Source organism: Pontibacillus sp. ALD_SL1 (genome assembly GCF_017355605.1).
In genome coordinates this window covers 890244-897839 of the sequence record NZ_CP062975.1, presented here as the reverse complement: position 1 = coordinate 897839, position 7596 = coordinate 890244, and the positions used below count along the sequence as shown (strand labels likewise).

General features: G+C 42.8%; 17 protein-coding genes. 5 read left to right on the top strand and 12 right to left on the bottom strand.

What is annotated here, in order from left to right:
- Nucleotides 1-36 precede the first annotated feature (36 nt).
- The 3 genes from IMZ31_RS24395 to IMZ31_RS24385 all read left to right on the top strand — a co-directional run bounded on the left by IMZ31_RS24395 (nt 37) and on the right by IMZ31_RS24385 (nt 1120).
- Nucleotides 37-192: a hypothetical protein gene (locus IMZ31_RS24395; RefSeq protein WP_207531050.1), complete on the top strand. Its 156-nt coding sequence runs from the start codon at nt 37-39 to the stop codon at nt 190-192.
- 226 nt (nt 193-418) lie between these two features.
- Nucleotides 419-889: a hypothetical protein gene (locus IMZ31_RS24390; RefSeq protein ID WP_207531049.1), complete on the top strand. Its 471-nt coding sequence runs from the start codon at nt 419-421 to the stop codon at nt 887-889.
- A 15-nt stretch (nt 890-904) separates the two neighbouring features.
- Nucleotides 905-1120, top strand: a complete 216-nt coding sequence (locus tag IMZ31_RS24385; RefSeq protein ID WP_207531048.1) for a hypothetical protein — start codon at nt 905-907, stop codon at nt 1118-1120.
- A 43-nt stretch (nt 1121-1163) separates the two neighbouring features.
- Here the strand turns inward: IMZ31_RS24385 and IMZ31_RS24380 are convergent, their stop codons facing one another.
- From IMZ31_RS24380 to IMZ31_RS24360, 5 genes are all read right to left on the bottom strand, one after another.
- On the bottom strand, nt 1164-2012 hold the full coding sequence (locus IMZ31_RS24380; protein ID WP_207531047.1) for a hypothetical protein: 849 nt from the start codon (nt 2010-2012) through the stop codon (nt 1164-1166).
- A 140-nt stretch (nt 2013-2152) separates the two neighbouring features.
- Nucleotides 2153-2389 carry a hypothetical protein gene (locus IMZ31_RS24375; protein WP_207531046.1) on the bottom strand — a complete coding sequence of 79 codons (237 nt, stop codon included), beginning with the start codon at nt 2387-2389 and terminating at the stop codon, nt 2153-2155.
- Between the two features lie 38 nt (nt 2390-2427).
- Nucleotides 2428-2610: a hypothetical protein gene (locus tag IMZ31_RS24370; protein WP_242705746.1), complete on the bottom strand. Its 183-nt coding sequence runs from the start codon at nt 2608-2610 to the stop codon at nt 2428-2430.
- Between the two features lie 29 nt (nt 2611-2639).
- On the bottom strand, nt 2640-2837 hold the full coding sequence (locus IMZ31_RS24365) for a hypothetical protein (protein WP_207531044.1): 198 nt from the start codon (nt 2835-2837) through the stop codon (nt 2640-2642).
- 14 nt (nt 2838-2851) lie between these two features.
- Nucleotides 2852-3238, bottom strand: coding sequence for a hypothetical protein (locus IMZ31_RS24360; protein WP_207531043.1), 387 nt, complete (start codon nt 3236-3238; stop codon nt 2852-2854).
- A gap of 177 nt (nt 3239-3415) precedes the next feature.
- Here IMZ31_RS24360 and IMZ31_RS24355 point away from each other — a divergent pair, with 177 nt between their 5' ends.
- Complete coding sequence (locus tag IMZ31_RS24355; protein WP_207531042.1) at nt 3416-3757, top strand: hypothetical protein; 342 nt, start codon at nt 3416-3418, stop codon at nt 3755-3757.
- Between the two features lie 8 nt (nt 3758-3765).
- Here IMZ31_RS24355 and IMZ31_RS24350 read toward each other — a convergent pair whose 3' ends face one another.
- The 5 genes from IMZ31_RS24350 to IMZ31_RS24330 form a co-directional block, all read right to left on the bottom strand.
- Complete coding sequence (locus tag IMZ31_RS24350; RefSeq protein WP_207531041.1) at nt 3766-3972, bottom strand: hypothetical protein; 207 nt, start codon at nt 3970-3972, stop codon at nt 3766-3768.
- Between the two features lie 79 nt (nt 3973-4051).
- Nucleotides 4052-4519, bottom strand: coding sequence for a hypothetical protein (locus IMZ31_RS24345; RefSeq protein ID WP_207531040.1), 468 nt, complete (start codon nt 4517-4519; stop codon nt 4052-4054).
- On the bottom strand, nt 4479-4667 hold the full coding sequence (locus IMZ31_RS24340) for a hypothetical protein (protein WP_207531039.1): 189 nt from the start codon (nt 4665-4667) through the stop codon (nt 4479-4481). Before IMZ31_RS24340 ends, IMZ31_RS24345 begins: the two co-directional genes overlap by 41 nt.
- A 45-nt stretch (nt 4668-4712) precedes the next feature.
- Nucleotides 4713-5048 carry a hypothetical protein gene (locus IMZ31_RS24335; RefSeq protein WP_207531038.1) on the bottom strand — a complete coding sequence of 112 codons (336 nt, stop codon included), beginning with the start codon at nt 5046-5048 and terminating at the stop codon, nt 4713-4715.
- A gap of 107 nt (nt 5049-5155) precedes the next feature.
- Nucleotides 5156-5554 carry a hypothetical protein gene (locus tag IMZ31_RS24330; RefSeq protein ID WP_207531037.1) on the bottom strand — a complete coding sequence of 133 codons (399 nt, stop codon included), beginning with the start codon at nt 5552-5554 and terminating at the stop codon, nt 5156-5158.
- Nucleotides 5555-5844: 290 nt separating this feature from the next.
- Here IMZ31_RS24330 and IMZ31_RS24325 point away from each other — a divergent pair, with 290 nt between their 5' ends.
- Complete coding sequence (locus tag IMZ31_RS24325) at nt 5845-6528, top strand: hypothetical protein (protein WP_207531036.1); 684 nt, start codon at nt 5845-5847, stop codon at nt 6526-6528.
- Nucleotides 6529-6656: 128 nt separating this feature from the next.
- On the opposite strand, the gene IMZ31_RS24320 is transcribed toward IMZ31_RS24325, so the two are convergent.
- On the bottom strand, nt 6657-7073 hold the full coding sequence (locus IMZ31_RS24320) for a DUF6011 domain-containing protein (RefSeq protein WP_207531035.1): 417 nt from the start codon (nt 7071-7073) through the stop codon (nt 6657-6659).
- Nucleotides 7074-7110: 37 nt separating this feature from the next.
- Nucleotides 7111-7494, bottom strand: coding sequence for a hypothetical protein (locus IMZ31_RS24315; RefSeq protein WP_207531034.1), 384 nt, complete (start codon nt 7492-7494; stop codon nt 7111-7113).
- Between the last annotated feature and the right edge of the window lie 102 nt (nt 7495-7596).

The window sequence follows — 7596 nt, the reverse complement described above, 5'->3', positions numbered from 1 at the left end:
TTTTAGAACCATCCGCATAAAGAGGAGGTGACCCCTGTGAGTCTCATTATTGAAATCCTGTTGAACCTGATCTTCAGTGTTTTCTCCCTCTTTTTCCCGAACGAGGAAATGAGAGAAGAGAGAAAGCTTAAGAAAGCCTACAACAAACGGTTGAAGGAAGAAAAGAAAGAACGAGAACGAAAAAACAACTAACACTAATGTGTACAACCTCTTCTGACCCTCGCTTTATTCATCCTTATTCCATTATATCCCTGCCTCATACTCTTTTTTGTGTGTGATCCCCTCTTATGTACCTTGAAAGTGTAGCCTGTTGCTATGCTTTTTTTATTTTTACATCATAGTTACCCCGCGAACAGCATATCTTGTTGAGGAATACCATTGAGATTGGCTCATTATAAAACGGGAAAGGAAGATTATTATGTTAAAACTAAACATTGAAGATCACGAGACATTTCACAAAAAACTTAGAGAGGGAGACTTCCTGAACATGCATCGCATGATCGGTGGCGGCAAACTTGGGAAACTGTATTCCGTTAAAAGCCTGAAAGGGATTGAGAAAATCTTGCGAGAGACTCACCCGACCCGTGAAGTAGGTTTCAGTGGTCTCATTGACGTCTACGCCTATTACCTCGGGGAAGTCGTTTTAAGACTATTTAAAGGTTCTTCCTGGAACTATGACGGTTTATACCCTGTGATTAGGGTTCCTGTAAAACGAAGTTATTTTGAAATCAATCCCTCTAGTGCGGTTTATAAGTTTTGCACGGGAAAAAACCCTGACTTTTCAAGTGTGTTAGAGGTATATAAACGCATGGAAAAAGAGTATGAATGCGTCGCGAACGGCGGAACGCTTGCTGTTCCAGGTATGAAAATCAAAAAACATATCCAATAAGAGAGGCTGATTCTAATGATTACAACGATTGAGAACTACGTGATCGTTGGTGTTCACCCTGAACACCCCATGAAGCAGCAAGATCTAGAAGAAGCCGTGAAAGAATCCCTGGCCTGGCTGGAGGAACATCGTCCTGATGGAGATGTTTGCTTTGCTTACAAGCCTGTTGAAAAACCAGAGGAGTTTCAGAAAATCGTTTCTGAATTCGCCACGCTTTGTTCCAATTTATAAAGCTCTAAAAAACAGAAGCCATCTGCTTCTGTTTTACATAACATTACCGTTCCATCCAGTAGAACAAATCATGATACGCGATTCCCTTCCATCCTTCCTCTCCTTCAAAACAGGAGCGCACTTTTCCTATTTCTTCTTCCATGTAAGCATCCGCTTCCTCATAAAACGTGATGTAGGATAAGGAGGACGGCAGCAATTCAATCCCAATTTCTACTTTCGAATCCTTTGCATAGGTTACTTCATTTAATGAGAGGGACGTGATGCTATTGGATCCAAGGGCCCTATCCCGATAGCTCATGAGTGATACGCTGTCATGATGGTCGATCATTGTTTTGTAAAAGGTTGGATCAACATCTGTCACGCCTGCGTGATCTAACCAGAACGGGATCGCTGCCCCTGTTTTGAACCCGTGACTCTTTGCGTAATCCGTATAGTACACCACATTTTCTTTCCATTCCGTGATCACGGTTCCTCGATCACGATCCCATTCATCCAACAGATACGGTTCGATGTCAAAATGGATGCCCTCGAATTGGTTTTCTACGCTGACTTCATTATTATACGAAACAACCATGTCGATGCGTTTTTTGATATGGGATTGATACGCCTCCAGCCCCCAATACGGACTCCCCATTAAGGCGTGAGCGCTGATGCCGATCCCGTCCAGCTCCCCGATAAAAAAGCGGTACTCATCCTTTCCAAGGGACGGGTTCCAGTGAACATACACATCCGTCACCCCATTTTCTATGAGGAATGGTTTCACCTCGTCCCACTCCGTGATCATTTTCTCTGCATCCCACACCCACACACTTTTCGATACGGTCCTCTCACTATGTAACACACCTGGTGCCATCAGCAGGAATAGAAGCACACATACGAGCACTCTTTTCATATTGATCCCCCCTCCCCTTTGCCTAAGGAAAAGAGAGGGGGGTGTCAATGAAACGATGCTGGTTTCGTTCTGTTGATCCCTACAAAAAAAGCCATAACGAATGAACATTCATTATGGCCAACTCTATTTATTTTCGTCTTTTATTCCTGCTTCTCTATGCATTCTTCTCCGCAGACAGGGCAGATCGGTTCCGTGCAGCATCCGCCATCCGCGTGGTTTTCCATCTCTTCTGTTACGCCAACGCTTCCATCCGCTAAACGATCGGTATAGTCGCCTTTTACGGTCATCTGAAAGTAGACATTTCCGCCTTCTGTCTCACTTTCGCCACCGCAAACGAGTACATGGGAAATCTCATGGTTGTATGGGCATGCTAACATATGATCTCTCCTTTAATAGCGTTTTACTTGATCCTATCTTACTGTTCCTCGACCGTCCAACCATTTTGGCGAGCGTATTTCAGTTTTCGTGAATACTTTCGTTTCCACTGTTCCCATTCTTTTGTGTACCCGTGTGTAGCCAATGGATCCTGCCGTCGTTCTTTTTCTAGGATTTCAGCCACCCATTCGGGGACCTCTGGTTTATAGGTTTCACGATCCACGTCATCCACTCCTCCTGTGACGGTCTCTTTCATATCTCGTTTTTTAGTTGTTCCTTAAGCTTCGCTTTGAACAGACGCACAATCGCATCACCCTGAAACTCATCGTATTTCTCGTATAAGCCGCTTATGGTTTTCGCGAAGATGACTTCATACCCTTCTCTTTCATCAAGAAACAAGCGAAGTAAATCCTCAGCTAACTCGTTTTGGTGCTCATGTGATACATACATCCTCATCATCCTTTCTAAGACGCGTCCCCAATCTGATACGTATCAAGAAATGCTTGCGCGTCTTCTTCCCCGCCTCGGATATAGTCTCTGTATACCTCTTCTTTCATGTGAGGGGGACGGTAAGAACCAGCCCTGAATGTCAGTTCTCTTAAAACGTGTTCCGATAACGGGTTTCCTGATACATGCGTTCGGTCAAGATCAAAGCGTCCTCTGTATTCGCCACCCTCTTCAAACAAGATGACAAAATCACACTTATAATACCCATTCGAAGGAGCGTAGCACGCTAAGTCATTGATATGAGCTTCTGCCTCACTCCAGGTGGTAAACGTGCGTGTTTCTCCTGCTCGGGTAATCGGACCTTCGGCCTGCGTGAAACGGATGGACGTCATGGTATTCTTCATTAGAATCATCCTCTCAAATAATGGCTTCCTAAAGTGTTTTTATTTTACCATGTTGTGGTAGTATGTCGTGGAATAAAACAGAGAAAGGTGTGGTGAGAGATGTGATACAGCAGCATTGGAGGAGTTTTGTTCTCTCGGAACTCTCTGTTGCATAGTCTAGATCAAGGAGGTGATACAGTGTTCAAACAAGCGATCCGAACGAGCGATGGGCACCATGATATTTATATGTTTCAGGTGCTTGCCGACAGCACGACCACTTTATTTCAGTGGTACCTCGCTGACTCAAAGGAAGAAGAAGGCAAAGCCCTAATCGGTGATGCGGACTATCCATCGTACTTCGTTTCAGACGAGCTGATTGAGATGTTTGACTGGGAGGGCAAGTACCTGTACTGTGTTTATCGGAATGTATGTGCGGAACACGGGGATGTATGTACGGAACGAATCCTGCTTCATTTGTCCATTGAGGAGATGCAGGAAGCTGGCGTCCTTTTTGACAATATCAGTAAAATAGCCCCCTAGAGGGTATTTTACTCCGTCCAATTTTCTACTAATGATTGCACGTATTCGAGTGAGGCTTCCTCGAACCAGGTGCTCACCACTTCTCCATTTGGTTTTCGGATCACAAGATAATCATCCCCTGCATGGAGAATCACGCTTCCCGCCAACTCGTAATCCCTTCCGAAGAACCTGTTGCAATAAAAACTTGTAATTTGTAACCCGACACACCAATCCATGGTTATTCCTCCTCCTTTTTTTCTCCTCGATACACAGAAAAAAAGCGACGAAGCGCCGCTTTAACCATATTTATTTTCTTTAATGGATCCCGTTGCTTTCAGAAAACACCCAATCGGTATCCGCTTCCTCAGTCGGTGGTTTTTCTCCGCAATGAGCAACCGCTTTCTTTTGGCCTTCCAGGATTCGTTGTTCGAAATTGTCCATGTCTCGGACCATCTTTTCTAAGATACGACCAATCCCTTGTAAATAGCGCATCGTGCTTTCTTTTGAATCCGTACTCCTTATGACCCCATCGTTCATGGGGATTGAATGAATATTCATGCCAGATGAGACCTCTGACAGAACTAATGCATTCTTTTTCGGAACGGCTGAGAACTCGTATGGTCCAACTGTGATTCTGTGTCCGACGACTGGCTTCCACCCGTTTTTCGTAGCAATATAAAACTGTTCGGTTTTCTGATTGACCGTTACCCCCACGTTTTCACTCTCCCGCTCTATGATTTTATCAAACGTTTTCTGCCAATCTGAATGTGTACCCTTTACCATACGCTCTCTTGTACCGTTGCAGCAAGCGATATTGTTCGCTTTTGCTCTTTGCCCCATCACAGAACACAAACGTTTTTTCGTAAGGCGATCGGACAAGAATGTGATACGGATAGATTTGGTCTTTGTGACACGCTTCTTTCATTCCCATAGATTTCATCCCTTTCTTATGATGAGCTTGGGGTACCCTTAAACACTAGCTGACTGTCGATTCTTTCCAGTAGCAGTTCATCGAAAGAGGAGCAACGCCGTATTCTGCACAGCGTTTCACGTAACGGATATATTTTTTCAACGCCCGAGTGTATTCAGGTTCTGGAAGCGTTGGAATGACTCCGTGAACCATCGGATAATCGTAGTCCGTCTCCGCTTTTTGGATCTTTCCTTCCTCTTCCAAGATCAACTGATAATCATTCAGCGCATACCACTCAATCGATACAGGGGAGAAACGATCGGTTTCGGATTGATCTAGCATTCCCTCTCCGTTGCTCCTTACATAATCAGCATAATGGTCTAACAGGTCTTGGAATTTCATTAGAATCTTCCTTTCTTCTTTTCTCCCATTATATCCGATATGGTCTCATGGGTAGAAAAAACACGGCAAAAGACGCCTGTGGAGAAAGGGAGGTGATCTCTGCCATTCTAATCGGCAGTGTGTATCGCTTCCTTCAAATTTTTCATGAAAATTCGTGGCGAATGTGCCGTGGCATAGGAAAGAAACGTGAAGATTAATTCTCCTGCCTCATCTATTTCGATTCGTGCTGTTGGATATTGTTTGCCAGAAGCAGACGAAAAGGTGTATTCCAATGTTCCATCAACGATAACCGCTTTCACGCCCCTGTGTGTAAGTTCAACAATCTCATTAATCTTTTCTAATGTGAGTCCGCCAAATGTTTCCTCCTCAGGAACCACACTCGAAATCACCTCGTTGGCTCCTTCTGAATCCTTTCCACCCTTCGTTAACGCAATGCCAGCAACAGCTGTTGCGGCTGTTGCCGCAGCTGATAGCACTAGTGGTTTTATCCATTTTGATTCTTTCATTTCTCCATCTCCTTCTTTATAAAAAACCTGCATAGTAACAATCCGTTATGTACCCTTTATTTTACCATACAACCCCTTGTGCCAACGAAGAGCTTTTGAACGCCAAAAAAAGCGACAGAACGTCGTTTTATCCGTTGATCAAGAACTCGTTTCTGATAGCGGATTAATACGGATGCGTCCTCACATGGGCTTATTCCACAGATATATTTTTTATGAATATTTTAATATTTATTTCTCCTATTTGGTAATATATATAACAAAACACACTCATTCTAGAGAGGAAGATCACTTTGAAAATTACCTTACAAGATGTTTTTCAGTACAAAGTATCTAACGAAGCCAACCTTTTCGATCTGATGAAAAATTGGGACGAGAAAGTTAAACCGTATTTACGAGACAAGGAAATTGTTGAAGCCTTAATAAACGGGTTCGATGATCATTTCCCGACGCAAGAATCATTAGAAGACTACGATTGGGAAAATCCAAGATTAGACCATTTCGGTGCCATTGGATTCGTTGAGCTTCATGAAATCATGGATGAAGAAACGTTCAGAGAGTATATCGGTGGAGATTACGAAGCCTATTTTCATTGCGAAGAAGAGAATGAAGATTGCAAAGACTGGGTGAAAGATCATTCATATTTCGCCTATCGAGCCCTTGGTCGTTGTCATCATTTATCTCCCTTCCTGAAAGAAATTGGGCGTAAGATGATGCCAGAATATGAGTGGCATATTCTTGAATTACCAGCTCACTCCAATGCCGTAGGCATTAAAGACGGAGAGGTTCACGTTGTTGTTGATTTATTATGGGGAGAACGGCATAACAATGCCTATTTACTCCTCGAAGAAATGTTCGACTTATCCAAAACGATCCTTCTCAATCAGCTAGGGAGCGATGATGATGAGATGACCGAATTAGTAAAAATGAGTGTAGACGTGGCCGAAAAAGAGCTTTTAAACAAAGATACGGCATAACATTTCACAAACGAACAACAACTTGTTGTTCGTTTTCTTTATGCCAACGAAGAGCTTTTGAACGCAAAAAAAAAACGACAGAACGTCGCTTTTATCTTTTATCTAAATTTCGTTTTTGATATGTTTGTTTAATGGGCTTTCTCCTCATTTTTTGGATCGCATTCACCGCCCGTTTCTTCCCACTCGATATAATTTTTCGGAAGCCATCCTTCCCACACCACGTTAGCCAGTTTTTGTTTGATCTCTTCCATGCGAAGGTTTAGCTCCTCTTCACTTTCTAACGGATTAACGTGGTAGTGCCCTCCGCATATGGGACCAATCCCGTATAACAAACTAACAGGATGTTTAATCACCCTCCCGCAATGGAGACAATGGCTGGAAGGCTCAGGTTTCCCCTTCAGTACCATGTGGATTCCGTTAGCCGTTTCTCTGGTCGAGTACCCGAACATCGTTCTCATCGGGACGGGTATTTTATCAGGGTATTTAGGATTCCGTTTCGTCAGGAATGGTTTCACTTTGACTCGCAGTTCTTTAACCTTTTCCATTTTCCCCTCTCCTTTATACATGTCTTTTCACAAATGATTAAAGTGGCAGATCATCTTCAAAATCAAGGCCTTTTGTATCAGCATTTCTTTTTGGATTTCTGAAAGAAGTCAGTATAATCACATCAAATTCATGTTCAGCAACGTGAACAGGCCTGTTTATTACAACGAAATAACTTTCATTTCCGACTAAATCGTCCATAATATTGTGCTCGTACATTATAGGGTAGTTGATTATATACCCCATTTCATCCATTCTGTTCAGGGTATCAGGAGTATTTTTTTCGGTTAGAATAATGCGAAAATTGTCATTGTAAGGAGCATTTAATTCTAAATAAAGATCCACGTCCAAACCTTTTAACTCTTTTTCAAGTTCATTTTTGGTGAAATGAATGAATTCTCCGTTTTTGTAATGAAAAATCATGGTCATCTCCCTTTCCATCTTTGGTGTTTTTATTGTAAAGGTGATTATGGAAAAGCGAGAAAAAAAAGAAATATACCTCATGCTGAGAGGTTCACAAACGGG

What these genes read in the sequence shown, in the direction of transcription:
- IMZ31_RS24365 (WP_207531044.1), bottom strand. Translation starts at nt 2,837, where the DNA reads ATGTATGTATCACATGAGCACCAAAACGAGTTAGCTGAGGATTTACTT.
- IMZ31_RS24320 (WP_207531035.1), bottom strand. Translation starts at nt 7,073, where the DNA reads ATGGAAAAGGTTAAAGAACTGCGAGTCAAAGTGAAACCATTCCTGACG.
- IMZ31_RS24390 (WP_207531049.1), top strand. Translation starts at nt 419, where the DNA reads ATGTTAAAACTAAACATTGAAGATCACGAGACATTTCACAAAAAACTT.
- IMZ31_RS24315 (WP_207531034.1), bottom strand. Translation starts at nt 7,494, where the DNA reads ATGATTTTTCATTACAAAAACGGAGAATTCATTCATTTCACCAAAAAT.
- IMZ31_RS24375 (WP_207531046.1), bottom strand. Translation starts at nt 2,389, where the DNA reads ATGTTAGCATGCCCATACAACCATGAGATTTCCCATGTACTCGTTTGC.
- IMZ31_RS24380 (WP_207531047.1), bottom strand. Translation starts at nt 2,012, where the DNA reads ATGAAAAGAGTGCTCGTATGTGTGCTTCTATTCCTGCTGATGGCACCA.
- IMZ31_RS24335 (WP_207531038.1), bottom strand. Translation starts at nt 5,048, where the DNA reads ATGAAATTCCAAGACCTGTTAGACCATTATGCTGATTATGTAAGGAGC.
- IMZ31_RS24385 (WP_207531048.1), top strand. Translation starts at nt 905, where the DNA reads ATGATTACAACGATTGAGAACTACGTGATCGTTGGTGTTCACCCTGAA.
- IMZ31_RS24340 (WP_207531039.1), bottom strand. Translation starts at nt 4,667, where the DNA reads ATGGGAATGAAAGAAGCGTGTCACAAAGACCAAATCTATCCGTATCAC.
- IMZ31_RS24350 (WP_207531041.1), bottom strand. Translation starts at nt 3,972, where the DNA reads ATGGATTGGTGTGTCGGGTTACAAATTACAAGTTTTTATTGCAACAGG.
- IMZ31_RS24330 (WP_207531037.1), bottom strand. Translation starts at nt 5,554, where the DNA reads ATGAAAGAATCAAAATGGATAAAACCACTAGTGCTATCAGCTGCGGCA.
- IMZ31_RS24345 (WP_207531040.1), bottom strand. Translation starts at nt 4,519, where the DNA reads ATGGTAAAGGGTACACATTCAGATTGGCAGAAAACGTTTGATAAAATC.
- IMZ31_RS24360 (WP_207531043.1), bottom strand. Translation starts at nt 3,238, where the DNA reads ATGAAGAATACCATGACGTCCATCCGTTTCACGCAGGCCGAAGGTCCG.